Below are 22,674 nucleotides of genomic sequence, written 5' to 3'. Positions count from 1 at the left end.
ACTCGTGCGACACGCTTCGCTCACATGTTCGGATTTCGAACACACGAGCGATACAGTCGAACAGCTGAGCGAATCAAGTTGACCGGAGGAACGCAGATGACAACGATCCACACGCTGGCGCCGCGTACCAGCAGCCCCCGGCGTCCGGTCAACGGACCGGTCCACGGGCTTCGTTACGGCCGGGACGGGCTGGCCGGTTCCCGCCGGCCCGGTCCGTCGAGGCCGGCGGGCGCGCCCACGCGCTATTCCGGCACCGGCGTCGCGATGTCCGCCGCGCCGCACCGCAAGCGGCCCGTCACGGTGGCGACCACCGTCTGGTTGGCTTTGGCGGCCGGAGCGATCACCCTGTGGCTGGGCCTGGTCGGGAACGTCGGTCAGGTGCTCAACGGCGACGCCGGAAGTTCGGCTGCTCACGTACCCGACCGGTTGGCCGTGGTTCGCGTCGAGGCGGGGGAGTCGCTGCAAGACGTCGCTCACCGGGTGGCGCCCGACGCGCCGGCGCGCCAGGTTGCCGACCGCATCCGCGAACTCAACGACATGATCTCACCGACGCTGGTGGCGGGCCAAACGCTGATCGCCCCGGTCGGCTGACCGCCGCCCTCGCGGGGGCCGGCTGCATTCGCCGCGCAGGTGAGCGCACGGGTACGCTCGTGCTGCGGTACCTGGTGTTTGTCGGCACGGCGAAGGAGCGGCCATGCATTGCCCGTTCTGCCGGCATCCCGATTCCCGGGTGATCGACTCGAGGGAAACCGATGAAGGGCAGGCCATCCGGCGCCGCCGATCCTGCCCGGAGTGCGGGCGGCGTTTCACCACCGTCGAGACCGCGGTTCTCGCGGTGGTCAAGCGCAGCGGCGTCACCGAACCCTTCAGCAGGGAGAAGGTCATCAGCGGTGTCCGCCGGGCCTGCCAGGGCCGCCAGGTGGACGACGACGCGCTGAACCTGCTGGCTCAGCAGGTCGAGGACACCGTGCGCGCCGCGGGGTCCCCGGAGGTCGCAAGCCACGAGGTCGGGCTGGCCATCCTCGGCCCGCTGCGCGACCTCGACGAAGTGGCGTACCTGCGGTTCGCGTCGGTATACCGCTCCTTTGAGTCCGCGGACGATTTCGAGCGGGAGATCCAGGCGCTGCGCGAACACCGCCAAGTGACGACACCGAGCTGACAGCCCGGCCCAAGCCGCCCGGGCCTAGGCTCGGTTCCATGCCCACCGACTTGCATCCCGATCTCGAGGCACTGGCACCACTCCTGGGAACCTGGGCTGGCCAGGGTGCGGGCGAGTACCCGACGATCCAGCCCTTCGACTACCTCGAAGAAGTGGTCTTCTCTCACGTCGGAAAGCCGTTTCTGGCCTACGCGCAAAGGACCAAGGCGCCCGACGGCAAGCCGTTGCACGCCGAAACCGGATACCTTCGCGTGCCGCAGCCCGGTCACGTCGAGCTGGTGCTGGCGCATCCGAGCGGCATCACCGAAATCGAGGTCGGCACGTATTCGGCCGCCGGCGGCCAGATCGAAATCGAGCTGTCCACAACGGACGTCGGGCTCACCCCGACCGCCAAAGAGGTGACCGCGCTTGGCCGTTCCTTCCACATCGATGGCGACGAGCTGTCGTATTCGGTGCAGATGGGCGCGGTCGGGCAGCCCTTGCAGCACCATCTCGCCGCGGTGCTGCGCCGGCAGCGCTGAACCGGGCCCGGGGTCAGTTCAGGTGCGTCACACCGTCATTGACGACGCGCCCGGCCACCCCCACCCAGCCCTCGGCGTTCCACGTCGTCTCGATGACCGATCCCTTGCCCTGGGTGATGTGTAGGTCGCGGCTGAGGTAGTCGGTGATCCGCATCGCCGCCGAGCCGGTTGCCTCGTCTTCCGGCACACCGAGGTTGGCGGCAAACATGCGGGCGCGTACCGATCCTGCGGCCCGGTCGGTCCACGCCCACAGGTAGTGCGCCGTGTCGTCGGAAAAATCTCCCGGGTCGGCGGCGAGAAGGTCCTCGGCTGAACCGAATTCGTGCAGGGCGACCTCGGGAGCCCAGTCCGACCGTGCGCTGATGCCCGCGCTTTCCGCCCCATAGCTCACCTGCACGATGCCGGCCGTCACCTGCAGCGTGTTGATCGGCGTTCCGTTCTCGCGCAGCCACCACGCCGCGCCGACCGTCGGGTGCCCGGCGAACGCAATCTGGATCAGTGGGGTGTAAATGGTGGCGTGCGCCGTCGCTGATCCGGCAGCGGGAAGATCGACGAAAACCGTTTCGCTATAGCCCAATTGAGTTGCGAGCCGTTGCCGAGCCGCGGGCTCGACCTGGGCGGCATCCACGACACCGAGCGGATTGCCGAAATTCCCCTCCGGATCGGTGAACACCCGCAACACGGTGACGTCGATACCCATGGCCCGACTGTACGGCCCGTGGCGCGGCCGCGGGGTTCAGGTAGCGCTGCGCTCGTCGGATCCCATGGCGTTCAGCACGGCGACGCGGGTGGGGGCGGGGCCGGTGACGGCCTTCTCGCCGCCGCCGCTGCGGAGCAGCTCGCGCAGGGCGGCCTGGTCGTAGTCGGCGGGCGCGGTGGTGTCGATGAAGCGTTCGACCACGTCGATGAAGCGAGCCGGGTCGTCGTGGAAAGGGAAGTGGCCGGAGCCCTGGAAGATTTCCAGGCGGGAGCCGGGCATCGCGGCGTGCGCCATCCAGGCATGACGAACCGGGACGACCACATCCTTGGTGCCCCAGACGATCTGCACCGGAATGGCTTCGGTCAAATAGCACCGATCGAGCATGGTGACGATCTGCCCGCGCCAATCCACCACCGCCCGCAGCGTCCGGCTGAACGCCGCCGACGCCGTCGGCTCCGGCAGGTCGTCGAGGATCCGCAGGACGTTGGGCAGGTCGCGACCCAGGCCGGTCGATCCGATCGCCAGGCCCGCGATCCGTCCCGCCAGCTGCACCGCCGGCAGCACCAGGGGAAGCCGCAGCAAGGCCAGCGCCTCGCTGCCCATCGGCAACGAGGCCAACCGCAAGGCGACGTTGACATCCTTGGTGACGCCGCCGGCCGCGACCAGGATCAGCCGGTCGACCAAATGCGGGAACTGGTAGGCGAATTGCATGGCCACGCCGCCGCCCAGCGAATGGCCGACAACCGTGACCCGCTCGATGTCGAGCACGCTGAGCAGGTCGCGCATCCCGTTGGCATAGGCCGCGACCGAATAGTCGGCGCGTGGCTTGTCGGATCGCCCGTGGCCCAACAGGTCCGGGGCGATGACCGTGAACCGCTGGGCGAGGTTGGCCTGCACGGTGTTCCAGGTCGTCGAATTGTCACCGATGCCGTGGACCAGCAGGATTGGCGGCCCGTCACCGGCGATGCGGTAGGCCCGCTTGTAGCCGTGGATGGTGCGGAACTCCAGCCGCGGCGCGCTGACCTCCCGCACCGGGCGGAGAGTGCTCTTGCGCTTCCGCTCGGTCATGTCGCCACCTTTGGTGTCGGGCCGGGCTGAGGCCGGGCGGAAAGGTCAGGCCTGGTCGTCGTCGCCGCGCTTCTTCTCCGCCTCCTGGGCGAGGAATCGCTCAAACTCTGCACCAAGCTCGTCGCCGCTAGGCAGGTCCTCGTCGCGAGTTAGTAACGACCTGTTCTCCTGAGCGTCGATGAAGGCATCGTACTGGCGCTCGAGCGCGGTCACCACTTGAGCAACCTCCGCGCTCGCCTCGACCTGCTCGTCGATCTTGCTCCGGATCACCGCCGCGGCTTCGGTCAACGCCGTCAGCGGCAGCTCGAGCGACGCGATCTTGGCCACTTGCTCGAGCAACGCCTCTGCGGCCGCCGGGTAGTCGGTTTGCGTCAGGTAATGCGGCACATGCACGGTGTAGCCGACGACCTCGTGGCCGTGCTGTGCCATCCGATATTCCAGCAGATTCGACGCGCTGCCGGGGACCTGGATCTCCGAAATCCACGGCGTGAACTCGGCGATCAACTCGGGGTTGTTGGAGTGCGCGGTCATCGTGATGGGCCGCGTGTGCGGAACCGCCATCGGCACGGTGCCCAGGCCGATGGTCTGGCGAACGTTGAGACGCTCCGCCAGCAGGCGGACCGCGGTGATGAAGCGCTCCCACTTCAGGTCCGGTTCCATTCCGGCGAGTAGCAGAAACGGCGTGCCGATGGTGTCGCGCAACGCGTACAGGCTCAGCTCGGGGTCGTCGTAGTTCGTGAAGTGATCGGTCTTGAAGGTCATCAGCGGCCGCCGCGACCGGTAATCCAGCAATTCGTCGATGGCGAAGGACGCCACCAGCTCGGAGTCCAAGGCCGCTTTCAGATGCGACGAGGCCAGCCGGATCGCGTGACCGGCATCCGAAAATCCTTCCAACGCGTGCACCAGCACCGGGCCTCGCCCGTCCGACGTCGACAGCTGGGGCGCGGGCAACTCGAGCTCGTACATGCCGGCCTGTCCCGGCTGGTAGTGCTGCTCCTGCGGGTCCTGATCGTGAGCCATCGGAATCGCCTCCTCTCGGGGGGTTCTCCAGCGTGCCCTACCAGTGTCCCCCGAATCGATGGGCACCAATATCAAACAGCGATGTGAAGTTCGCGTTTAATCCACAAGTGAACATGGCGGGGGGTCGCTCGTGAGTTTTGCCGGCGAGCCGGGTGGCACGCGACGCGTCGAAATCTGCTCTCTGTGCAGGTGTCAGGCATGATGAAACCGATGCGCGTTCCGACCGTGATGCTGTGCCTGGTGGTCGCCGTGGCGACGTCACTGACGTCGTGCAAACGGCCGCCGGGCGATCATGCGTCGGCCCCTCCGGCGGCCCCGCCGCACAGCAGTGCGCCGGTGCAGCGGCTCGGTCAGCCCCAGCAAAAGGCGGTGGCGGGGCCGGTGGACCCGGACAAGCGGGTCGGCGCCATCTTCATCGACGGCGGTCCGCTGCACGTGTGCACGGGCTCGGTGGTGCATTCCGCGGGCGGCAACCTGATGATGACCGCGGCGCACTGCCTGGCCGGGGCCACCAAGATCACCTTCGTGCCGGGTTTCGTCGGCAACGCGCCCCCCGCGCCGGCCGACGTGTGGAAGGCCGATGCCGTCTACCTCGACCCCCGCTGGACCGCCAGCAAGGATCCCAACGCCGACTACGCGATCGCGCGGTTGAGTAACGACGCCGGGGGTTCGGTGGAGTCGCACGCCGGCCTGGCGCTGACGCTGGGCACGACGCCGCCGCCCGGTAGCCACGTCACCGTGATGGGCTATCCGGCCGGTGTGGGTGGCGCTCCCATCGGGTGTCAGGCGAGCACGTCGTTGACCGAGGCCGGATTTCCCTCGTTTCCGTGCGAGGGGCTGGTGGACGGCACCAGCGGTGCGCCCTGGGTCAGCGGTACCACGTTGACTGGGGTGATCGGTGGTTTCGAGCGCGGTGGGTGCGCCGCGAACGTGTCGTATTCGGCGCCGTTCGACGCGCAGACCGCGCAGCTGTTGGCCCGCGCCGATGCCGGCGGCCCCGGCGACCCGGTTCCCGGGGAGCTCGACGACAGCTGTTAGGCGCGGAACTGGTTGAGCGCGCGCACTTTGTTCATCACGTCGAGCGCGGCCACCTTGTAGGCCTCGGAGAACGTGGGGTAGTTGAAGACGGCGTCCACCAGGTACTCGACGGTGCCGCCGCAGCCCATGACGGCCTGCCCGATGTGCACCATCTCGGTGGCGCTGGTGCCGAAGATGTGCACGCCCAGCAGCTTGAGATCGTCGGTGGACACCAGCAGCTTGAGCATGCCGTAGGAGTCGCCGGCGATCTGGCCGCGGGCCAGTTCGCGGTACCTGGCCACGCCGACCTCGTAGGGGACCGCGTTCTTGGTCAGCTCGACCTCGGTGGCACCAACGTAGGAGACCTCGGGGATTGAGTAGATGCCGATCGGCTGCAGTTCGGTGATGCCGTCGGTCTGCTCCCCGAACGCGTGGTAGGCGGCCAGCCGGCCCTGTTCCATCGATGTCGCGGCCAGCGCGGGGAAGCCGATCACGTCGCCGACGGCGTAGATGTGCGGCACCTTGGTCTGGAAGAAGTCGTCGACGAAGATCCGGCCGCGGTTGTCGGCCTCCAGCTCGGCGTTGTGCAGGTCGAGGTGGTCGGTTTGGCCCTGCCGCCCGGCGGAATACATCACCGTCTCGGCGGGGATCTGCTTGCCGCTTGCCAGGGTGGTGACGGTGCCCGCCGAGCCGACGTCGACCGCGGTCACCTCCTCGCCGAACCGGAACGTCACCGCCAGGTCGCGCAGGTGGAACTTCAGCGCCTCGACCACCTCGGGGTCGCAGAAACCCAGCATGTCGCTCTGCTTCTCCACGACGGTGACCTTGGTGCCCAGCGCGGCAAACATGGAGGCGTATTCGATGCCGATCACCCCGGCGCCGACCACCACCATCGAGGTGGGCAGCGATTTGAGGTCGAGGATCCCGTCGGAATCGAGCACCCGCTCCTCGTCGAACTCGACGCCGGACGGCCGCGCCGGCCGGGTGCCGGTGGCGATGACGATGAATTTGCCGCTGACGGTTAACTTTTCGCGACGGGACGGGTCTTCGACCTCGATGGTGTGCGGGTCGACGAACCGGCCGTGGCCCAGCAACAGGTCGATGCGGTTGCGCATCAGCTGGCTGCGCACCACGTCGACCTCCTTGCCGATCACGTGCTGGGTGCGCGCCAGCAGGTCGGCCGGGGTGATCTTCTCCTTGACCCGATAGCTCGCGCCGTACAGTTCCCGTTGACTCATCCCGGTCAGGTAAAGGACGGCCTCGCGCAACGTCTTTGACGGGATGGTGCCGGTCTGGACGCACACCCCACCGAGCATCTGGCCGCGTTCGACGATTGCAACCGACTTGCCGAGCTTGGCCGAGGCGATGGCGGCCTTCTGGCCGCCGGGCCCCGAACCGATGACCACCATGTCGTACTCTTGCGCCGAACTCATGGGCTAACAGTAGATCAGCAGAACTCACAGTGCTGGGTTCATTCACAGGCCCGGGATTGCATCCGTTCTCCCGAGCGCCGGATGACGGTGCGGCCCGTCAGCGTGGTGCCCATGACGACGCATCGACCTGACTTCAAACTGAACCGGCCCGGCGCACTCATCGCCGCGCTGCCTGCCGTCCTCGGCTTCGTTCCCGAAAATTCATTGGTACTGGTGTCTTTGGATGGTGGCGACCTTGGAGCGGTGATGCGGGTCAACCTCTCCGACGAGCTCGCGGGGCGGGTCGGACACCTCGCGGAGGTCGCCGCCGCGGCCCGGCCCGACGCCGCGATCGCGGTGATCGTCGACGCGGAGGGGGCGCACTGCCCCTGCTGTAACGACGATCACCGGCTGGTGTGCGATGCGCTCGCAAAGTCGTTGTCCGAGCACGACATCGAGCTGTGGGCCGCACACGTGGTCGACCGGGTCGCCCTCGGTGGGCGCTGGCACTGCGTGGACGGTTGCGGCTCGAGCGGTCTCGTCGACGATCCGTCGGCGTCGCCGCTGGCGGCCGCGGCGGTGCTCGACGGCAGGCGGCTGTACGCGCGGCGCGCCGACCTGCAGGCCGTCATCGCGATCGAGGACACGGCGCGCAGCGCCAAATTGACCGCGGTGATCGACCGGCAGGAGACCAGGCGCCGGACCGCGCACCGCGCGGATCCGGCCCGCTGCGCCCGCGCCGACGTGAAGCACGCGATGGCGGCCGCATCCCGTGTCGCCGCCGGCGATGCGCTGACCGCAGGCCAGCTGGCGAAGCTGGGCTGCGCACTCGTCGACGCGCAGGTGCGCGACATCCTCTACGCCCTGGCGGTCGGTGAGCGTGCCGACGAGGCGGAGTCCTTGTGGGCGCTGCTGGCTCGCACCCTGCCCCCGCCCTGGCGGGTGGAGACGCTGGTGCTGCTCGCGTTCAGCGCCTACGTCCGCGGCGACGGACCGCTGGCCGGGATATCGCTGGAGGCCGCGCTGCGCTGCGAGCCCGGGCATCGAATGGCGGGCATGCTGGACACGGCGTTGCAGTCCGGCCTGCGGCCCGAGGACATCCGGGAACTGGCGCTTACCGGCTACCGGCTGGCCAAAGAGCTCGGCGTGCGGTTGCCGCCGCGACGGCCGTTCGGGCGCCGGGCGTGCTAGCCCTTACGTCAGACTTTCTCGACCTTGACGGCGTGCGCCATCTCGTGCGGCAGGGTGACGTTCTCGTGGCCCGGGATGACGATGGTGACCCCGGCGGGCCCGGTCTCGACGGTCACCCGGGCGTTGGGGACGACGCCGGCGTCCTTCAGGCGGGTGATCAGGTCGATGTCACCTTGCACGTGTTCGGTCAGCTGGCGGACGACCACGGCCACCGGCGAACCGGGCGGCAACTCGGTCAGCCGGACGAGGTTGGCGTCGTCGGCGCCGGACTCGGGGCCGACGCCCAGGTCCAACAGCCCCGGGATCGGGTTACCGAACGGGGAGGTGGTCGGGTGGTTGAGCACCTTCACCAGCCGCCGTTCGACGTCCTCGCTCATCACGTGCTCCCACCGGCATGCCTCGGCGTGCACTTCCTCCCAGGGCACCCCGATGACGTCGACGAGCAATCGCTCGGCGAGACGGTGCTTGCGCATGACGGAGATGGCCAGCGCCCGGCCCTTGTCGGTGAGCTCCAGGTGGCGGTCGCCGGCGACATGGAGCAGCCCGTCGCGCTCCATGCGGGATACGGTCTGGCTGACTGTCGGCCCGCTCTGGTCGAGGCGTTCCGCGATGCGCGCACGCAGCGGGGTCACGCCCTCTTCTTCGAGGTCGTAGATGGTCCGCAAGTACATCTCGGTGGTGTCAACCAGGTCGTTCATTCAGCACCTTCCATCGACGCCGAGTCTACTTGGCCAGCTGCGCGAATGGGTGTAACGCTGCCCCGACAAGCAGTATGCCCGCCGCGTGCGCGGCGGGCATACCGTCTGCTACCTAGCTGGGGGGTCTTAGCTTGCGTACGACCGTAGCCGGTCGGCGCGCTCGCCGTGGCGGAGTTTGGACATTACATCCCGCTCGATCTGCCGGACCCGCTCGCGGGAGAGGCCGAACAGCTTGCCGATCTGATCGAGGGTGCGCGGCTGGCCGTCGTCCAGGCCGAAGCGCAGCCGGATCACCTGGTGCTCGCGCTCGTCGAGAGTGGCGAGCACGCTGCGGATGTCGGTGTGCAGCAGCTCGGCGATCACCGCGTTCTCGGCGGACATCGCCTCGGCGTCCTCGATGAAATCGCCCAGCGGGGCCTCTTCTTCGGAGCCGACCGGCATGTCCAGGCTTACCGGGTCGCGGCTGTGCTCGAGCAGGTCGTTGATCTTCTCGACCGGGATTCCGGACTCGGCCGCGAGTTCCTCGTCGGTGGCCTCGCGTCCCAGGTTCTGGTGCATCTCCCGCTTGATTCGCGCCAGCTTGTTGACCTGCTCGACCAGATGCACCGGCAGCCGGATGGTGCGGCTCTGGTCGGCCATGCCACGGGTGATGGCCTGACGAATCCACCATGTGGCATAGGTGGAGAACTTGAATCCCTTTGTGTAGTCGAACTTCTCCATCGCGCGGATCAAGCCCAGGTTGCCCTCCTGGATGAGGTCCAGCAGCGGCATACCGCGACCCGTGTAGCGCTTGGCCAGCGACACCACCAGGCGCAGGTTGGCTTCCAGCAGGTGACGGCGCGCGGCCTGTCCATCGCGCGCGACGGCCTCGAGGTCACGCCGGCGGTTCTCGCCGAGGCGCTTGCGAGTTTCGAGCAGATGCTCGGCGTAGAGCCCGGCCTCGATGCGCTTGGCCAGTTCAACCTCGCCCGCAGCGTTCAGCAGCGCCGTCTTACCGATGCCATTGAGATACACGCGCACGAGGTCCGCGGCGGGGCTTTGAGCATCCAGATCGCCGTCAAATCTGCTCGTGCTGGCGTTCGCCATAGCGACCTCCCGTTCGGCTTGTACTGTCATCGAGTTCAACGACAGATCAGCTCTGAGAGTTCCCGGCGTTTTGTGATCTCACACGTCTTGACGTGCGGGAATGTGCCGTCGACCTGAGAATGTCCTGAGAAGTGCGGACTATTCCCAGCCCTGCGGTCCGGTGGGCCAGCTCGAGGGGGGATGCCGGGGCGGTTCGATCGCCGGCCGCTCGGCGCTCGGGAAGAGCGGCGTGCGCCGCCGGGCATCGTCGAACCGCCGCGGTTCGTCGGGGCTGCGCGGTGGCCGGTCGTTGGCGATCAGGACCGCCATCCATGGCAACGGGATCGACACGGCCACGATCGCCAGTGAGATCAGACCGTTGTGCCACGCGCCGTACGCCAGCGCGGCCAGGATGAGCGCCGGGATCCGGAACCCCATCAGCGTCAAGTATTTCCGGACCCGCGCGCGGTGCTGCTCTTCGTAGGAGGGTGCTGCGGCGGTGATGAGCACCGGCCGGCCCTCATCGTCGAACCCCAGATCGGATTCGCGCTTCATTTCTCCACTCTCCCACACCTGACCAATTCCGGCAGAAGCGAGTTACGGGGCACAATGTCAGGTATGGAGACCCAGACGATCGAACGCACCGAGACCGACGAACGCGTCGACGACGGGACGGGCAGCGATACGCCGAAGTACTTCCACTACGTCAAGAAGGACAAGATCGCCGAGAGTGCGGTCATGGGCAGCCACGTGGTGGCGTTGTGCGGGGAGGTCTTTCCCGTCACCAAGGCGGCCAAGCCGGGCTCGCCGGTCTGCCCCGATTGCAAGCAGATCTACGACCGGATGAAGAAGGGCTAGGTCGGCCGCGACGGCTCGGCCGTCAGCGTCGCGGTGTCGGCGGGCGCCGGCTCCGGTGCCGAAGCCGCCGGCCGCTTGAGCGCCGTCACCCGGGATTCCAGCCACTTGCGCAGCCGGTGGGCGTGAGTCTTCGGCGCCGGGAATTCCTCTTGGATCGCCGCGTTGAGTTCGGCGCCGAGCATGACCGCGAAACCGCCGAAGAACGCAAAAAGCAGGAACGCTATCGGTGTGGCCAGCGCGCCGTAGGTGTAGCCGGTGCTGGTGATCCACCGCAGGTAGATCCGAAGGCCCAGCGTCGCGACCAGGAAGACCGCCGTAGCGAGCACGGCGCCGAAGATCAGCCGGTGCGTCGGCAGGGGCTCGGGTAGTGCCACCCGGTACAGGATGACCACCCCGACCAGCAGGCCCAGGATCAGCGCCGGGTAATACCCGTAGCGCAGGACGTTGGCCAGGCTGTCCGGGATGTGTTCGCTCAACTTGCGCGGCCCCACCACCAGTACCGGCGCGGCGACCACCACGAACACCAGCATCACCACGTAGAGGAACAGGGCGAAGAGCCGCTGCCGCACGGGGTGCCGCAGCGGGGTCTGGTCGTGCGCCTCCACCACTGCGTCGACGTAGGCCGAGATCGCCGACGATCCCGCCCACATCGAGATCAGGAAGCCGACCGAAACCACCTCGCCACGCGCGTTGGCGGTGACGTCACGGATGGTCGGCTCGATGATCTCGTTGACGACGCTGGGCGAGAAGAAACTGCGGATCGCGGAGATGATGCTCTTCTCGACCGCCGTCAACGTGTCGGGCCCGAACAGCGGCGCCACGTACGCCAGGCTTCCCAGGATCCCCAGGAGCAGTGGTGGTAGCGACAGCGCCGACCAGAAACCCGCCTGCGCGGACTCGGAAAAGATGGAATCGTCCCAGCTTTTCCAGAGAGTCCTCAGACTGAGTCGCCTGATGTGATGGCGGGACGGTTTTGCGACTTGATCGCTCATACCCGTCCAGCATTACCGAAGACTGCCCCACAAGCCCACATTGGCCGTGGGTGAGTTGAGCCAAACTAGCTTCCGCTGACCTCCAGGACGGCGGCAAGCTCGGTCAATTTCGCCTCGTGCTCGTTGGCGTGATGCTGGCAGAAGAGAAGCTCAGCTCCGGAAGGCAGCTTGGCGCGGACTCGAGCGGCGGCACCGCAGCGATCGCAGCGGTCCGCACGGGTTAGCTCGGGACTGGTCAGAGTTGCATTCATGGCTTCTCCGTTCTTGCTTTCATTCACTCTCTCAGACGTATGGGGTTTTCGCGTTGTTCCCTGATCGTTATCGGGTGTGTCGTTTCTCACGGCCTGTAAACGTTTCGTTTCCGACGCATCTCTAATGTGTTCATCCATGACTTCCGCTCCTGACCTGCTGGTACATCTGTGTGGGGTCGACGAGTGGGCCCGTGCCCGCGCGTGCGGTGAGCTCCACGCGTCCGGCGGCCAGTTCATCCATCTCTCGACGCCGGAACAGGTTCACCTGCCGGCGAACCGGCTCTACCGGGGCCGCGATGACTTGGTGCTACTGCACATCGATCCGGCGCGGCTGCACTCCGAAGTGCGTTGGGAGCCAGGAGCTGCAACGGATCCGGAGTCGATGCTGTTCCCGCATCTGTACGGTCCGCTGCCCACGGATGCTGTGATCAGAGTCACGGCCTACCGCCCGGGCCCCGACGGAACCTTCCCGCCGGTCGCGGGATCCACGTAGGCGTCGGCCTCGATCTCGACCAACAGCTCGGGCGCTATCAGCGCGGACACCTCCACCATGGTGGCCGCGGGACGGATGACGCCGAAGACCTCCGCGTGCACCGCCGCTACCTCGCGCCAGCGGGAGATGTCGGTGACATAGATCCGGGTGCGGACCACGTCGGTAAGCGCCGCTCCCGCCTGCCGCAGTGCAATCTCGATCCGGCGCAAGGCATCTCGGGCCTGGGCCGCGATGTCGCCAGCGGGTCCCGCGCCTGTCGTTCCGGCTACCGACACGTGCGGGCCGACCCGCACCGCGCGCGAATAGCCGACGGCCGCTTCGAACTCGGAGCCGGATGACACCACTGTGCGGCTGGCTGACATGGGAGTCACCGTACGACGGCCACGCCGGCGGCGCGACGCATTTTCTGGGGGCGCTGAGCGTCCTTGCGCGGCAACGGGTCCGGCGAGGACGCTCGGGGTTACTAGTCGAGGTAGTCGCGCAAGACCTGGGAACGGCTGGGGTGGCGCAACTTTGACATCGTCTTGGACTCGATCTGGCGGATGCGCTCGCGGGTGACGCCGTAGACCTGGCCGATCTCGTCGAGGGTGCGCGGCTGGCCGTCGGTGAGGCCGAAGCGCAGCCGTACTACGCCGGCTTCGCGCTCCGACAGCGTCTCCAGCACCGACTGCAACTGGTCTTGCAGCAGGGTGAACGACACCGCGTCGACGGCCACCACGGCCTCGCTGTCCTCGATGAAGTCACCCAGCTGGCTGTCGCCCTCGTCGCCGATGGTCTGGTCCAGCGAGATCGGCTCACGGGCGTATTGCTGGATCTCCAGCACCTTTTCGGGCGTGATGTCCATTTCCTTGGCCAGCTCTTCAGGCGTGGGCTCGCGGCCCAGGTCCTGCAGCAGCTCGCGCTGGATGCGGCCCAGCTTGTTGATCACCTCGACCATGTGCACCGGGATGCGGATGGTGCGGGCCTGGTCGGCCATGGCGCGGGTGATGGCCTGCCGGATCCACCACGTCGCGTAGGTGGAGAACTTGTAGCCCTTGGTGTAGTCGAACTTCTCGACCGCACGGATCAGGCCCAGGTTGCCTTCCTGAATGAGGTCCAGGAACGCCATCCCGCGGCCGGTGTACCGCTTGGCCAGCGACACCACGAGGCGTAGGTTGGCTTCCAGCAGATGGTTTTTCGCGCGGTCGCCGTCGCGGCAGATCCACATCATGTCGCGACGCTGAGCGGCCGGCAGCTTGTCGCCGCGCTCGGCCATCTCGGCCATCAGCTGCGTGGCGTACAGGCCGGCTTCGATCCGCTTCGCCAGCTCGACCTCTTCCTCGGCGTTGAGCAGCGCGACCTTGCCGATCTGCTTGAGGTACGCGCGAACCGAGTCCGCGGATGCGGTGAGTTCGGCGTCCTTGCGCGCCTGACGCAGCGCCTCGGACTCGTCTTCGTCCCAGACGAAATCGCCGGAGGCTTTGTCCTTTTCGGAGGGCTCGGCGATTTCCTCGTCCTCGTCGGCGGGAGCCGCGACGGCCACGACGGGCGGGGTGGTTGCCTCTTCCTCGCTGTCGTCGGTGTCGGGCGGGTCGACTTCGGCGTCCTCGCCGTCGGCCGCGACGTCGTCTTCCTCCAGGTCGTCGAGGCTCAGGTCGGCGGCGTCGATCTCGAGGTCTTCGCCGGGCTCGGCGTCGAGCTCCGCGTCGTCGAGATCTTCGACGGCCTCCAGGTCGACCTCGGCCTCCGCCGGCGCACCCTTGGCCGCTTTGGTCCCGCGGCCCGATGGTGCCTTGGCGGCGCGGGTCTTCTTGGTGTCGGCGGCGGAGCCGGCCTCGGCCGCGCTTGCCGGCGCCTTGGCGGCGCGTTTCGCGGGAGCGGCGGACCCATTAGCGGCCTTGGCCGCCGAGCGCTTGGCGGGGGAGGACGGAGACTTGGTGGCGGTCCGTTTCACCGGCGCATCGGTTGCCGGGCTGGCCTTGGTCGGTGCCACTTACACCCCTTCGTTTGGGCTCACCTTCGGTGGGTAATGGGCATGGTTAACCGAAAGTGTCTGCTATGTCGATGTCGGCGTTGGATCAGCGTGGGTGTTTGCACGCTAACGTTCGGGCGGTCGCCGATGACCATTGTAACGACAGTGAGCGGCCGAACGGCTCTGCCGGGCGAAAATCAGTGCGTCACGTCCGAGGTGGAGGCCATGGCCGCGCCGACGATTCCGGCGGTGTTGAGCAGGGCAGCCGCCACCACCGGGGTGCGATTTTCGAGCAGCGGTAGCCACTTGTCGGCCTTGCGGCTGATGCCGCCCCCCGCGATGAACAGGTCCGGCCACACCGCGTTCTCGATGGCCACCAGCACCCGGGTGACCTGCTTGGCCCACCTTTCGAAGCTCCAACCGTTCTTCTCTTTGACCGACGACGCCGCGCGCTGCTCGGCCTCTTTGCCGCCGACCTCGAGATGCCCGAACTCGGTGTTGGGTATCAGGACGCCGTTGTGGATGACCGCGGAGCCGATTCCCGTGCCGAACGTCAGCAACACCACCAGACCCGACTGATTTCTGCCCGCGCCGTAGTGCTCCTCGGCCAGCCCCGCGGCGTCGGCATCGTTGAGCACCGTGACGTCCTGGCCGTCCAACTCCGCGCTGATGATGTCGCGCGCGTTACAGCCGATCCACGATTTGTCGACGTTGGCCGCCGTCTGGGCGACACCGTGGGTGACGACCCCGGGATAGGTCACCCCGAGTGGACCGGTCCAGCCGAACGCGTTGACCACCTCGGCGATGGTCTTGGCAACCGCCGGCGGCGTTGCCGGCTGCGGGGTGAGCAGCTTGATCCGCTCGCCGATCAGCTGCCCGGTGTCCATGTCGACGATGCCGCCCTTGATGCCGCTGCCGCCGACGTCGATGCCGAATCCCCGACGCTGTGGGGTGCCGACGGCGGCGCCGGTGCCGGGCGTATCCGTGGTCGAGTCCGTGCTGGTCATCGAAGCTCCTGGACGTGGCTGAGGCTGTCCGCCCACCTTAGCCCGGCGCCGGTGCGGCTACGGGGCATCTGCGGGGCCGTGCCGCCTGTGATGCGATAGACGGGTGACCCGAGGAGATGACGAGCCCGCCCGGCTGCGCACGGTGGCCGAATCGCTGGCCACGGAGGCCGCCGCGTTCGTGCGGCGCCGCCGCGCCGAGGTCTTCGGCGAGGCCGCGGCGGCCTCGCAACTTCCGGGCAACGGCGCGGTGCGGTCGAAGAGCACCCCCACCGATCCGGTGACCGTCGTCGACACGGAGACCGAACGCCTGTTGCGGGACCGGCTGGCCGAATTGCGGCCCGGTGACCCGATTCTCGGCGAGGAGGGCGGCGGCCCGGCCGACCCGGCGGGGACCCCCGCGGGCGCGGTGACGTGGGTGCTCGATCCCATCGACGGCACGGTGAACTTCGTCTACGGCATCCCGGCGTACGCGGTGTCGGTCGGCGTGCAAGTCGACGGCGTGTCGGTCGCGGGCGCGGTCGCCGACGTCGTCGCCGGCCGGGTGTACTCGGCCGCGACCGGCCTGGGCGCGCATGTCATCGACGATCAGGGGGTGCGGACGCTGCGGTGCGCCGCGGTCGACGATTTGTCGATGGCGCTGCTGGGCACCGGGTTCGGGTACTCACGGCAGCGACGGGCGACGCAGGCGGCGCTGTTGGCGCGGCTGCTGCCGGTGGTTCGCGACGTCCGCCGGATCGGTTCGGCGGCGCTGGATCTGTGCATGGTCGCGGCGGGCCGGCTCGACGCGTTCTACGAGCACGGCCTGCAGCCGTGGGATTGCGCCGCCGGCGCGCTGATCGCCGCCGAGGCGGGGGCGCGGGTTTCGTTGCCGGCGAACGACATTGAGGGCGCCGGCCTGGTGCTGGCCGCCGCGCCGGGAATCGCCGACGAGCTGCTGGCCGCCCTGGACGAAATCGACGGCCTCGACCCGATTCTCGATTGACGCCGCCGTCAGCAGCTGCTGGCGTGAATCTTCGTGAGCAGCGCGGGGTCTGACGGCTCGGTGGCCCCGGGACGCAGCGTGGCCAACACGGCATCGATGTCGTCGTTGTGGGCCAGCGCGGTGAAGTCCGTACCCAACGCCAGGTCGACGGAGTCGTCGGCGCGGCTGTCGTTGAACAGCTCCATGCACGGCGCCACCAACCAGACCGCTGCCGCGGTGGCCTGCCCCGCCGTCCCGAACCGGATCTGGCCCTGGCAGGTCAGCCGCGTGCCGGCATACAGAGGATCGTTAGCGGCCGTCGGCTGGGCAAACCCGAGGTCTTTGAGGGCGCCTGAGACGTCGCCGGCCTGCCCGCCACGGCCGCTGGCGTTGAGCACGCGGACCTTGGTGTCGCTGAGTTTGGCGGGTGTGACGTCCATCATCGCGCTTCGCGACACCTGCTCACCGAGCTGAGCCGGCGCCCCGGACCCGGCCCCTTTCGGCGGCGGGTTGCACACCGCGACCTCGTGCACCTTCGCCGGCCGGGTCAGTGCGATCGTCCACACCACGGCCGTCACCACCACCAGGAAAACGACGACGACGATGGCGGGGCGGGGATTGCGTCGCCGGAAGGGCCGGCCGTGCTTGTCGAAGGCGGTACCCTCGGTGATTTGTGCGACCACAGGTGCACTCTAGTCACACCCTAAACGCACTGTTCAAAGGCGAACGCAAGGGCAAAGATGGGTGTGTGACGTAAATCACACATAACCGGGCGGCCATCCGGGCACGAATCATTTGGTGGATGCGTTCGACGCTGGTACAAAGCGATGCCTGAGACACGAGGCATGAAGAGGCAATAGGGCAGGGGAAACGAATATGCCTACCGACTACGACGCTCCACGGCGTACCGAGACCGACGACGTCTCGGAAGACTCGCTGGAGGAGCTCAAAGCGCGACGCAACGAGGCGGCTTCGGCCGTGGTGGACGTCGACGAATCCGAAACCGCTGAGTCTTTCGAGCTGCCCGGCGCCGATCTGTCCGGGGAAGAACTGTCAGTTCGCGTCATTCCGAAGCAGGCCGACGAATTCACCTGCTCGAGCTGTTTCCTGGTGCAACACCGCAGCCGGTTGGCCAGCGAGAAGAACGGCCTGATGATCTGTACCGACTGCGCGGCCTGACCGGGCTTCGGGATCAGCTGCGCAATGCCGAAAGCACCCGCTCGGGGTGGCGGCAACTCACCAGCCAGTACGGCGTCGGGTCGTCCGGGTCATCGAGGACGACCAGGATCATCGGCCCGATCCATGCCCGATGCAACACGAAAGCGGCCGGGTCGAGTTGGCGGCCCAGGGCCGCGGACTTGGCCGACGGGGCGACCGCAGCGGACCGGGCGATCACGGTGACCGGCAGGTGCGCCTCGCCGGCCCACAGTTCGACCCCGCCAGGGACGTTCGGGTCGGCGGTCACCCGGATCTCGACGCGGCCCAGCCACAGCAGGGCTCCGGCCGCCACCGCGAAGAGCGTTGCGTACGGCAACCAGGAAGGCCGGGGGGCGACACCCATGTTGACTTCGAAAGCGATCAGCCCCGCCAGCCCGAAGGCCAGCGGCCACCACCACCATGGCACCCACAGTCGTTCGCGATATCGCACACTGTGCGGCGCGACGCGCGTACCGGACACGCAGTCAAGGGTAATCTGTGGCCCCGTGTCGACCAGTCTCGCCATCGTCCGTCTTGATCCCGAGCTTCCTCTGCCCACGCGCGCCCACCAAGGCGACGCCGGGGTGGACCTCTACAGCGCGGAAGACCTCAAGCTGGAACCCGGGCGACGCGCCCTGGTCCGCACGGGCGTGGCCGTGGCGATCCCGTTCGGGATGGTCGGGTTGGTGCATCCCCGTTCGGGATTGGCGTCGCGCGTGGGGCTTTCGATCGTCAACAGTCCGGGAACCATCGACGCGGGCTATCGCGGCGAGATCAAGGTCGCGCTGATCAACCTCGACCCCACCGAGCCCATCGTGGTGCACCGCGGCGACCGCATCGCCCAGTTGCTCGTGCAGCGGGTCGAGCTGGTAGAGCTGGTCGAGGTGTCGTCGTTCGACGAGGCCGGCCTCGCCGACACATCCCGTGGCGACGGTGGCCACGGTTCCTCCGGCGGACATGCGAGTTTGTGATGGCACTCAACAGACGTTCCAGCAACGACGACAGCGACGAGTCGGTGGACGCAGTCGCCGATCCGATCGACGAAGAGTTCGACGAAGAACTCGACGGCCCGTTCGACATCGACGATTTCGAGGACCCGTCGGTCGCGGAGCTCGCGCGCCTGGACCTGGGCTCGGTGCTCATTCCGATGCCGGAGGCCGGCCAGCTGCAGGTCGAACTGACCGAGACCGGCGTTCCGAGCGCCGTGTGGGTCGTCACGCCCAACGGCCGCTTCACCATCGCGGCCTACGCGGCGCCGAAGACGGGCGGCCTGTGGCGCGAAGTGGCCAGTGAACTCGCGGATTCGCTGCGCAAGGACTCGGCCAAAGTCAGCATCAAGGACGGCCCCTGGGGTCGCGAAGTGGTCGGCTCCGCCTCCGGTGCGGTGCGCTTCATCGGAGTCGACGGCTACCGGTGGATGATCCGCTGCGTCATCAACGGCCCCCACGAGACCATGGAAGCCCTCGAGCAGGAGGCGCGAGCGGCGTTGGCGGACACCGTGGTTCGCCGCGGTGACACACCGCTTCCGGTGCGCACGCCGTTGACCGTGCAGCTGCCCGAGCCGATGGCGCAGCAATTGCGGGAAGCCGCGGCCACCCAGCAGGCCCAGGAGGCGGAGGCGCAACAGGCCCAACAAGGCGAGGAGCAGGAGGGGTCCAACCAGCCGGCGGCGCGCCGCAGCGTCGACGGTTCGGCCATGCAGCAGCTGCGCACCACCTCCGGGGGCTGAACCAAAGCCGCTAGCTCAGCTCGGCGAGGGCGGCCAGGCATGCCGCGCCCAGCGCGGCGGGGTCCGAGCCGATCTGGTCGAGCGTCACCGTCCGCAGCGCGGCCCGCGGCGCGGCGGCGACCCACTCCACACCGACCTGGAGTGGGTGGATGGGATCGTCGACGGCGGATGCGACAGCCAGTGGCACGGCCAGCCGGGCCAGCTCGGCGTGGTCGGGCGCCACATGGCCGGCGGCTTCGTCCATGGCGTCGGGCAGTTGTGGCCACTGGGCGCGCCACGACCGCGCCAGCTCGTCGGCCAGCCACGGCGGGCTGGACGCCCGCATCTGGTTGGTCGTCGCCTCCAGTCCGTCGGCACGGAGCTGCGATGCCGTGTGCCGCGCCGCGAGTGCCGCGGGCGCCGTTTCGGGTTCCCCGGCCCAGGCCGGCAGCGCGGCCAGGACGGCCACCGCCCTGTCCGGGTGCGCCAGTGCCCAGGCGACCGCCACCGCCGCGCCGATCGAGACGCCGCCGACGGCGATCGGGCCCGTGCGCGCGACGGCATCCAAAGCGGACAGGTAGCCGTCGATCAACCGATCCGGGTTGGGCGGCGGGGTCACCAGCAGGGCACCGGCCTCGCGCAACGGGCCCGAAAAAGCCCGGCGAACGTAGTCGTCGTCGGACCCCGTGCCGGGCAGCAAGACGGTCGTGACACCCCGCAGATCGACAGTCATCCCCTGATATTGCCCCGGCGTTCAGTTGTGCCCAACAGCGGTGTTTGAGTCGGTTGGCGCGCGGGAACCAACAGGTCTACGGTGTCCGTTGGCATAAATGGAAGCGCCAAGGCTTATCGGCATTGTCAGGAGGGGCCATGGGGGCCCAGGGATATCTGCGCCGGCTCACCCGCCGCTTGACGGAGGCTCCGGAGCAACGCGACTCGGAGGAGTTGTCCGACGAGGTCGCACTCACCGGCGCGCAACGAGTCATCGATTGCGAGCGTGGCCAAGAGGTCACCATGGTCGGCACGCTGCGCAGCGTGGAATGTAACGGCAAGGCCTGTGCGGGCGGTGTCCGCGCCGAGCTGTTCGACGGCAGCGACACCGTCACTTTGGTCTGGTTGGGCCAGCGCCGGATACCCGGCATCGACTCGGGCCGCAAGCTGCGGGTGCGGGGCCGGCTGGGCAAGCTGGAGAACGGCACCAAGGCCATCTACAACCCGCACTACGAAATTCAGCGGTGACTCGACCCGCCGATCGGGGGTCGAGTCCGGGACCGCATGAGTCGGGCTCGCCCGAACCCGCGAGCGCCAGCCGCATCACACCGGAACGTCTGCTGGGGCAGGTGGGTGGCGTCAGCGGTGTCATCTATTCGTCGCTGCCCGTTGTGATCTTCGTCATTGCTTCGAGCGTGTCCGGCTTGCTCGTGGCGATCGGGTCCGCGCTGGCCGTCGCCGCGCTGGTGTTGGTATGGCGGTTGATCCGGCGCGAATCGCCGCAGCCGGCATTCTCGGGCTTCTTCGGCGTCGCCATCTGCGCGCTCATCGCCTACATCGTGGGGGAGTCCAAGGGTTACTTCCTGCTGGGCATCTGGATGTCATTGGCGTGGGCGGTGGTGTTCGCCGTGTCGGTCGTCATCCGACGGCCTCTGGTCGGCTACGCGTGGAGCTGGGCCAGCGGGCGTGGTCGCGGATGGCGCGACGTGCCCCGGGCCGTCTACGCGTTCGACATCGCCTCGGTCTGCTGGGTGCTGGTGTTCGCCGCCCGGTTCGTCGTCCAGGGCCTGCTTTATGACGCCGACCAGACCGGTTGGCTGGCGGTCGCGAGGATCGCGATGGGGTGGCCACTGACCGTGGCGGCCGCGCTGGCGACGTACGCGGCGATCAAAGCGGTGCAGCGCGCCCTGCCGGCGGTCGGTGACACCGACGTCCAGGTCGACGCCGATCCCGTCCGCGACTAGCCCTCGAGCGGCGGGCCGTCCGGCAGCAGGAGCTTGCGCAGGTCCTCTTCGACCTCCGCGACCGCGACGAAGAGCAGCTCGTCGCCGCCCTCCAGCGGCTCATCCGCCTCGGGCACGATCACGCGCGGGCCGCGCAGGATCGTCACCAGCGAGGCGTCCCGGGGCAGTTGCAGGCGGCGCACCGGCTTGCCGCCCCAGGGCGTGTCGTCGGGCAGGGTGATCTCGACGAGGTTGGCCTGCCCCCGACGGAATTCCATGAGCCGCACCAGATCACCGACGGCGACGGCCTCTTCGATGAGCGACGCGAGCATGCGCGGCGTGGACACCGCGACATCCACGCCCCAGGCGTCGGTGAACAACCACTCGTTGCGGGGATCGTTGACCCGGGCCACGACCCGCGGCACCGCGAATTCGGTCTTCGCCAGCAAGCTGAGCACGACGTTGGCCTTGTCGTCGCCAGTCGCGGCCACCACGACGTCGAAGTCCTGTAGGTGCACCGATTCCAGCAGGCTCAGCTCGCAGGCATCGCCGAGCCGCCAGTGGGCGGCGGGGATGGCGTCGACGTCGACGTGATCGGGGTTGCGCTCGATGAGCGTCACGTCGTGGCCGTTGCCGATGAGTTCGCGACTGACGGAGCGGCCGACCGCGCCGGCCCCGGCGACAGCTACCTTCATGGTCGCCGCTCCTTAAACCCGGCTGCGCCGGCTTCTTCGTCGTCGGCGGTCTTCATATTCGCCGCTCCTTAACCGAGGTCTTCACTGGGTGGCATGGCCGCGATGGCGATGGCCTCGGCCGCGCGGCCGGAGATCGCGGCGACGTAGACCTGATCGCCGGCCTGGATGACCGTCTTCGGTTCCGGCAAGACGCCGGCACCGAACCGGATCAGGAACGCGACGCGGGCGCCGGTGGCCTGCTCGAGATCGGTGACCCGGTGCCCGATCCACTCCTCGTGCAGGACGACCTCGGCGACGACCACGGTGCCGGTCGGGTCCCGCCATTTCGCGGTCTCGGTGTCGCGGAGCAGCGCGTTGAGCAGGCGGTCGGTGGTCCAGGGCACGGTGGCGATGGTCGGGATGCCGAGGCGTTCGTAGACCTCGGCGCGCTTGGCGTCGTAGATCCGGGCGACGACGCGCTTGACGCCGAAGGTCTCCCGGGCCAGCCGCGCCGAGATGATGTTGGAGTTATCCCCGGATGACACGGCGGCGAATGCGTCGGCCTCCTCGATGCCGGCCCGCAGCAATACGTCCCGGTCAAACCCCTGCCCCAACACCCGCTCCCCGGCGTACTCGGGGCTGAGCCGGTTGAAGGCGGTGCTGTCGCGGTCGATGACCGCGACATCGTGGCCGATCCGCGATAACCCGTCGGCCACCGAGGAACCGACGCGGCCGCAGCCCATCACCACTACTCGCACTTTCCGATCCTCTCGGCTGCGTCCTGCGTCCCCGATCGG

The 22,674-nt window shown here is 68.1% G+C and carries 30 protein-coding genes; 13 read left to right on the top strand and 17 right to left on the bottom strand.

What is annotated here, in order from left to right:
- Nucleotides 1–96: 96 nt before the first annotated feature.
- The 3 genes from A5756_RS08405 to A5756_RS08395 all read left to right on the top strand — a co-directional run bounded on the left by A5756_RS08405 (nt 97) and on the right by A5756_RS08395 (nt 1,680).
- The gene (locus tag A5756_RS08405) at nt 97–591 is read left to right on the top strand and encodes a LysM peptidoglycan-binding domain-containing protein (protein ID WP_066950357.1); all 495 of its coding nucleotides are present in this window, start codon (nt 97–99) and stop codon (nt 589–591) included.
- A gap of 103 nt (nt 592–694) precedes the next feature.
- Nucleotides 695–1,159: a transcriptional regulator NrdR gene (nrdR, locus tag A5756_RS08400; protein ID WP_046184812.1), complete on the top strand. Its 465-nt coding sequence runs from the start codon at nt 695–697 to the stop codon at nt 1,157–1,159.
- A gap of 38 nt (nt 1,160–1,197) precedes the next feature.
- The gene (locus A5756_RS08395) at nt 1,198–1,680 is read left to right on the top strand and encodes a peroxynitrite isomerase (RefSeq protein WP_066950354.1); all 483 of its coding nucleotides are present in this window, start codon (nt 1,198–1,200) and stop codon (nt 1,678–1,680) included.
- Between the two features lie 13 nt (nt 1,681–1,693).
- Here the strand turns inward: A5756_RS08395 and A5756_RS08390 are convergent, their stop codons facing one another.
- From A5756_RS08390 to A5756_RS08380, 3 genes are read right to left on the bottom strand one after another with little or no spacing between them, the layout of a single operon-like run.
- Nucleotides 1,694–2,380 carry a PhzF family phenazine biosynthesis protein gene (locus A5756_RS08390; RefSeq protein WP_066950351.1) on the bottom strand — a complete coding sequence of 229 codons (687 nt, stop codon included), beginning with the start codon at nt 2,378–2,380 and terminating at the stop codon, nt 1,694–1,696.
- A gap of 36 nt (nt 2,381–2,416) precedes the next feature.
- Nucleotides 2,417–3,448 (bottom strand): alpha/beta fold hydrolase, encoded by a 1,032-nt coding sequence (locus A5756_RS08385; protein WP_066950348.1) that lies wholly within the window; start codon nt 3,446–3,448, stop codon nt 2,417–2,419.
- A 45-nt stretch (nt 3,449–3,493) separates the two neighbouring features.
- Nucleotides 3,494–4,468 carry a proteasome assembly chaperone family protein gene (locus tag A5756_RS08380; protein WP_066950344.1) on the bottom strand — a complete coding sequence of 325 codons (975 nt, stop codon included), beginning with the start codon at nt 4,466–4,468 and terminating at the stop codon, nt 3,494–3,496.
- Between the two features lie 198 nt (nt 4,469–4,666).
- On the opposite strand from A5756_RS08380, the gene A5756_RS08375 reads away from it, so the two are divergent.
- Nucleotides 4,667–5,506 carry a serine protease gene (locus A5756_RS08375; protein WP_066950342.1) on the top strand — a complete coding sequence of 280 codons (840 nt, stop codon included), beginning with the start codon at nt 4,667–4,669 and terminating at the stop codon, nt 5,504–5,506.
- Here A5756_RS08375 and sthA read toward each other — a convergent pair.
- A complete protein-coding gene (sthA, locus tag A5756_RS08370; protein WP_066950339.1) occupies nt 5,503–6,918 on the bottom strand; it encodes a Si-specific NAD(P)(+) transhydrogenase in 1,416 nt (471 codons plus the stop codon). The genes A5756_RS08375 and sthA overlap by 4 nt on opposite strands.
- 111 nt (nt 6,919–7,029) lie before the next feature.
- On the opposite strand from sthA, the gene A5756_RS08365 reads away from it, so the two are divergent.
- On the top strand, nt 7,030–8,088 hold the full coding sequence (locus A5756_RS08365; protein ID WP_066950623.1) for a DUF4192 domain-containing protein: 1,059 nt from the start codon (nt 7,030–7,032) through the stop codon (nt 8,086–8,088).
- A gap of 8 nt (nt 8,089–8,096) precedes the next feature.
- Here the strand turns inward: A5756_RS08365 and ideR are convergent, their stop codons facing one another.
- The 3 genes from ideR to A5756_RS08350 form a co-directional block, all read right to left on the bottom strand.
- A complete protein-coding gene (gene ideR, locus A5756_RS08360; RefSeq protein WP_066950336.1) occupies nt 8,097–8,786 on the bottom strand; it encodes an iron-dependent transcriptional regulator IdeR in 690 nt (229 codons plus the stop codon).
- Between the two features lie 126 nt (nt 8,787–8,912).
- Entirely contained in the window at nt 8,913–9,902 is a 990-nt protein-coding gene (gene sigB / locus A5756_RS08355) for a sigma-70 family RNA polymerase sigma factor SigB (RefSeq protein WP_082948083.1), read from the bottom strand.
- Nucleotides 9,903–10,010: 108 nt separating this feature from the next.
- Nucleotides 10,011–10,424 carry a DUF3099 domain-containing protein gene (locus A5756_RS08350; RefSeq protein WP_369817315.1) on the bottom strand — a complete coding sequence of 138 codons (414 nt, stop codon included), beginning with the start codon at nt 10,422–10,424 and terminating at the stop codon, nt 10,011–10,013.
- Between the two features lie 45 nt (nt 10,425–10,469).
- Here A5756_RS08350 and A5756_RS08345 point away from each other — a divergent pair, with 45 nt between their 5' ends.
- Entirely contained in the window at nt 10,470–10,709 is a 240-nt protein-coding gene (locus tag A5756_RS08345) for a DUF3039 domain-containing protein (RefSeq protein ID WP_066950325.1), read from the top strand.
- On the opposite strand, the gene A5756_RS08340 is transcribed toward A5756_RS08345, so the two are convergent.
- Nucleotides 10,706–11,701 (bottom strand): YihY/virulence factor BrkB family protein, encoded by a 996-nt coding sequence (locus tag A5756_RS08340; RefSeq protein WP_066950322.1) that lies wholly within the window; start codon nt 11,699–11,701, stop codon nt 10,706–10,708. The two genes, A5756_RS08345 and A5756_RS08340, sit on opposite strands and share 4 nt — an antisense overlap.
- A 65-nt stretch (nt 11,702–11,766) precedes the next feature.
- Nucleotides 11,767–11,952, bottom strand: coding sequence for a hypothetical protein (locus tag A5756_RS25360; RefSeq protein ID WP_082960005.1), 186 nt, complete (start codon nt 11,950–11,952; stop codon nt 11,767–11,769).
- Between the two features lie 136 nt (nt 11,953–12,088).
- Here A5756_RS25360 and A5756_RS25355 point away from each other — a divergent pair, with 136 nt between their 5' ends.
- A complete protein-coding gene (locus A5756_RS25355; RefSeq protein ID WP_067789657.1) occupies nt 12,089–12,445 on the top strand; it encodes a DUF952 domain-containing protein in 357 nt (118 codons plus the stop codon).
- On the opposite strand, the gene A5756_RS08335 is transcribed toward A5756_RS25355, so the two are convergent.
- The 3 genes from A5756_RS08335 to ppgK form a co-directional block, all read right to left on the bottom strand.
- Complete coding sequence (locus A5756_RS08335) at nt 12,394–12,807, bottom strand: RidA family protein (protein ID WP_066950319.1); 414 nt, start codon at nt 12,805–12,807, stop codon at nt 12,394–12,396. The genes A5756_RS25355 and A5756_RS08335 overlap by 52 nt on opposite strands.
- A 101-nt stretch (nt 12,808–12,908) precedes the next feature.
- On the bottom strand, nt 12,909–14,417 hold the full coding sequence (locus tag A5756_RS08330) for an RNA polymerase sigma factor (protein WP_082948085.1): 1,509 nt from the start codon (nt 14,415–14,417) through the stop codon (nt 12,909–12,911).
- A 176-nt stretch (nt 14,418–14,593) separates the two neighbouring features.
- A complete protein-coding gene (ppgK, locus tag A5756_RS08325) occupies nt 14,594–15,403 on the bottom strand; it encodes a polyphosphate--glucose phosphotransferase (protein ID WP_066950316.1) in 810 nt (269 codons plus the stop codon).
- A 103-nt stretch (nt 15,404–15,506) separates the two neighbouring features.
- Between ppgK and A5756_RS08320 the strand changes: the two genes are divergently transcribed.
- On the top strand, nt 15,507–16,385 hold the full coding sequence (locus A5756_RS08320) for an inositol monophosphatase family protein (RefSeq protein WP_066950313.1): 879 nt from the start codon (nt 15,507–15,509) through the stop codon (nt 16,383–16,385).
- A gap of 8 nt (nt 16,386–16,393) precedes the next feature.
- Here the strand turns inward: A5756_RS08320 and cei are convergent, their stop codons facing one another.
- Nucleotides 16,394–17,047: an envelope integrity protein Cei gene (gene cei / locus A5756_RS08315; RefSeq protein WP_066950310.1), complete on the bottom strand. Its 654-nt coding sequence runs from the start codon at nt 17,045–17,047 to the stop codon at nt 16,394–16,396.
- 193 nt (nt 17,048–17,240) lie between these two features.
- On the opposite strand from cei, the gene A5756_RS08310 reads away from it, so the two are divergent.
- On the top strand, nt 17,241–17,543 hold the full coding sequence (locus A5756_RS08310) for a DUF4193 domain-containing protein (protein WP_007171590.1): 303 nt from the start codon (nt 17,241–17,243) through the stop codon (nt 17,541–17,543).
- Nucleotides 17,544–17,556: 13 nt separating this feature from the next.
- Here A5756_RS08310 and A5756_RS08305 read toward each other — a convergent pair whose 3' ends face one another.
- Nucleotides 17,557–18,042 carry a DUF3093 domain-containing protein gene (locus A5756_RS08305; protein ID WP_066950306.1) on the bottom strand — a complete coding sequence of 162 codons (486 nt, stop codon included), beginning with the start codon at nt 18,040–18,042 and terminating at the stop codon, nt 17,557–17,559.
- Nucleotides 18,043–18,067: 25 nt separating this feature from the next.
- On the opposite strand from A5756_RS08305, the gene dut reads away from it, so the two are divergent.
- On the top strand, nt 18,068–18,532 hold the full coding sequence (dut, locus tag A5756_RS08300; protein ID WP_066950303.1) for a dUTP diphosphatase: 465 nt from the start codon (nt 18,068–18,070) through the stop codon (nt 18,530–18,532).
- On the top strand, nt 18,529–19,290 hold the full coding sequence (locus tag A5756_RS08295) for a DUF3710 domain-containing protein (RefSeq protein WP_066950300.1): 762 nt from the start codon (nt 18,529–18,531) through the stop codon (nt 19,288–19,290). The genes dut and A5756_RS08295 overlap by 4 nt, the downstream gene beginning before the upstream one ends.
- Before the next feature lie 10 nt (nt 19,291–19,300).
- Here A5756_RS08295 and A5756_RS08290 read toward each other — a convergent pair whose 3' ends face one another.
- Nucleotides 19,301–20,002 (bottom strand): alpha/beta fold hydrolase, encoded by a 702-nt coding sequence (locus A5756_RS08290; protein ID WP_066950297.1) that lies wholly within the window; start codon nt 20,000–20,002, stop codon nt 19,301–19,303.
- A gap of 137 nt (nt 20,003–20,139) precedes the next feature.
- Between A5756_RS08290 and A5756_RS08285 the strand changes: the two genes are divergently transcribed.
- Nucleotides 20,140–20,508, top strand: coding sequence for an OB-fold nucleic acid binding domain-containing protein (locus A5756_RS08285; protein WP_066950294.1), 369 nt, complete (start codon nt 20,140–20,142; stop codon nt 20,506–20,508).
- A 74-nt stretch (nt 20,509–20,582) separates the two neighbouring features.
- The gene (locus A5756_RS08280; protein ID WP_066950614.1) at nt 20,583–21,224 is read left to right on the top strand and encodes a DUF3159 domain-containing protein; all 642 of its coding nucleotides are present in this window, start codon (nt 20,583–20,585) and stop codon (nt 21,222–21,224) included.
- On the opposite strand, the gene A5756_RS08275 is transcribed toward A5756_RS08280, so the two are convergent.
- On the bottom strand, nt 21,221–21,898 hold the full coding sequence (locus tag A5756_RS08275; protein ID WP_066950292.1) for a TrkA family potassium uptake protein: 678 nt from the start codon (nt 21,896–21,898) through the stop codon (nt 21,221–21,223). The genes A5756_RS08280 and A5756_RS08275 overlap by 4 nt on opposite strands.
- A 68-nt stretch (nt 21,899–21,966) precedes the next feature.
- A complete protein-coding gene (locus tag A5756_RS08270; protein ID WP_156659340.1) occupies nt 21,967–22,635 on the bottom strand; it encodes a TrkA family potassium uptake protein in 669 nt (222 codons plus the stop codon).
- Nucleotides 22,636–22,674: the final 39 nt, after the last annotated feature.

Source organism: Mycobacterium sp. 852002-53434_SCH5985345 (assembly GCF_001667155.1).
In the GTDB taxonomy this organism is placed as follows: Bacteria; Actinomycetota; Actinomycetes; order Mycobacteriales; family Mycobacteriaceae; genus Mycobacterium.
Note: the sequence above shows the minus strand (reverse complement) of the source record. Positions and strands in the feature narration are given on the sequence as shown.

Coding starts and splice junctions, on each gene's coding strand:
- A5756_RS25360 (WP_082960005.1), bottom strand. CDS start 11,952: ATGAATGCAACTCTGACCAGTCCCGAGCTAACCCGTGCGGACCGCTGC.
- nrdR (WP_046184812.1), top strand. CDS start 695: ATGCATTGCCCGTTCTGCCGGCATCCCGATTCCCGGGTGATCGACTCG.
- A5756_RS08385 (WP_066950348.1), bottom strand. CDS start 3,448: ATGACCGAGCGGAAGCGCAAGAGCACTCTCCGCCCGGTGCGGGAGGTC.
- A5756_RS08290 (WP_066950297.1), bottom strand. CDS start 20,002: ATGACTGTCGATCTGCGGGGTGTCACGACCGTCTTGCTGCCCGGCACG.
- A5756_RS08380 (WP_066950344.1), bottom strand. CDS start 4,468: ATGGCTCACGATCAGGACCCGCAGGAGCAGCACTACCAGCCGGGACAG.
- A5756_RS08365 (WP_066950623.1), top strand. CDS start 7,030: ATGACGACGCATCGACCTGACTTCAAACTGAACCGGCCCGGCGCACTC.
- A5756_RS08390 (WP_066950351.1), bottom strand. CDS start 2,380: ATGGGTATCGACGTCACCGTGTTGCGGGTGTTCACCGATCCGGAGGGG.
- ideR (WP_066950336.1), bottom strand. CDS start 8,786: ATGAACGACCTGGTTGACACCACCGAGATGTACTTGCGGACCATCTAC.
- A5756_RS08340 (WP_066950322.1), bottom strand. CDS start 11,701: ATGAGCGATCAAGTCGCAAAACCGTCCCGCCATCACATCAGGCGACTC.
- A5756_RS08395 (WP_066950354.1), top strand. CDS start 1,198: ATGCCCACCGACTTGCATCCCGATCTCGAGGCACTGGCACCACTCCTG.
- A5756_RS08310 (WP_007171590.1), top strand. CDS start 17,241: ATGCCTACCGACTACGACGCTCCACGGCGTACCGAGACCGACGACGTC.
- A5756_RS08285 (WP_066950294.1), top strand. CDS start 20,140: ATGGGGGCCCAGGGATATCTGCGCCGGCTCACCCGCCGCTTGACGGAG.
- A5756_RS08405 (WP_066950357.1), top strand. CDS start 97: ATGACAACGATCCACACGCTGGCGCCGCGTACCAGCAGCCCCCGGCGT.
- A5756_RS08275 (WP_066950292.1), bottom strand. CDS start 21,898: ATGAAGGTAGCTGTCGCCGGGGCCGGCGCGGTCGGCCGCTCCGTCAGT.
- sigB (WP_082948083.1), bottom strand. CDS start 9,902: ATGACAGTACAAGCCGAACGGGAGGTCGCTATGGCGAACGCCAGCACG.
- A5756_RS08345 (WP_066950325.1), top strand. CDS start 10,470: ATGGAGACCCAGACGATCGAACGCACCGAGACCGACGAACGCGTCGAC.
- sthA (WP_066950339.1), bottom strand. CDS start 6,918: ATGAGTTCGGCGCAAGAGTACGACATGGTGGTCATCGGTTCGGGGCCC.
- ppgK (WP_066950316.1), bottom strand. CDS start 15,403: ATGACCAGCACGGACTCGACCACGGATACGCCCGGCACCGGCGCCGCC.
- A5756_RS25355 (WP_067789657.1), top strand. CDS start 12,089: ATGACTTCCGCTCCTGACCTGCTGGTACATCTGTGTGGGGTCGACGAG.
- A5756_RS08335 (WP_066950319.1), bottom strand. CDS start 12,807: ATGTCAGCCAGCCGCACAGTGGTGTCATCCGGCTCCGAGTTCGAAGCG.
- A5756_RS08375 (WP_066950342.1), top strand. CDS start 4,667: ATGATGAAACCGATGCGCGTTCCGACCGTGATGCTGTGCCTGGTGGTC.